This window comes from Streptomyces abyssomicinicus (assembly GCF_008974245.1).
GTDB lineage: Bacteria > Actinomycetota > Actinomycetes > Streptomycetales > Streptomycetaceae > Streptomyces > Streptomyces abyssomicinicus.
Genome location: NZ_BBZI01000003.1, coordinates 1 through 727, shown reverse-complemented (window position 1 = coordinate 727; position 727 = coordinate 1). Strand labels below are relative to the sequence as shown.

General features: G+C 72.2%; 1 protein-coding gene. It reads right to left on the bottom strand.

What is annotated here, in order from left to right; all coding sequences use genetic code 11:
* Nucleotides 1–727, bottom strand: a 727-nt coding sequence (locus tag GBN72_RS00015) for a beta-ketoacyl reductase (protein ID WP_151769530.1), incomplete at both ends; no start/stop codon positions are given.

Genomic DNA, 727 nt, shown 5'->3' with positions numbered 1-727 from the left:
GGGGGTTGGTGGTGTCGGTGGGGAGGAGTTCGGTTTCGATGTGGTGGGCGAGGAGGGTGGGGTTGGGGTGGTCGAAGACGAGGGTGGCGGGGAGGCGGAGGCCGGTGACGGTGTTGAGGTGGTTGCGGAGTTCGACGGCGGTGAGGGAGTCGAAGCCGAGTTCGGTGAAGGCGCGTTCGGCGGGGATGGTGTCGGGTGTGTCGTGGCCGAGGACGGCGGCGATCTCGGCGCGGACGGTGTCGAGGAGGAGGCGGGTGCGTTCGGGGGTGGGGAGGGTGAGGAGTCGTTGGGCGAGGGCGGAGGTGTGGCCGGTGCCGGTTTGCGCGGTGCGGCGGCTGGGGGTGCGGATGAGGCCGCGCAGCAGTGCGGGCACGGCCGGGGCCTTGCGGAAGGCCGCCAGGTTCAACCGGACCGGCGCCACCGCCGGAACACCCGACACCACACCCGCGTCGAACAGGGCGAGGCCTTCGTCGGGGGCGAGCGGGGGTATGCCGCCGCGGCGCATGCGGGCGAGGTCTGCGGCGTCGAGGTTCTGGAGCATGCCGCTGTCGGCCCAGGGTCCCCAGGCAAGGGAGGTGGCGGGCAGACCGGTGGTGTGGCGGTGGGTGGCGAGGGCGTCGAGGAATGCGTTCGCGGCGGCGTAGTTCGCCTGACCTGCCGAACCCAGCACACCCGCCGCGGAGGAGTAGAGGACGAAGAAGGCGAGGTCCAGGTCGGCGGTCAGCTG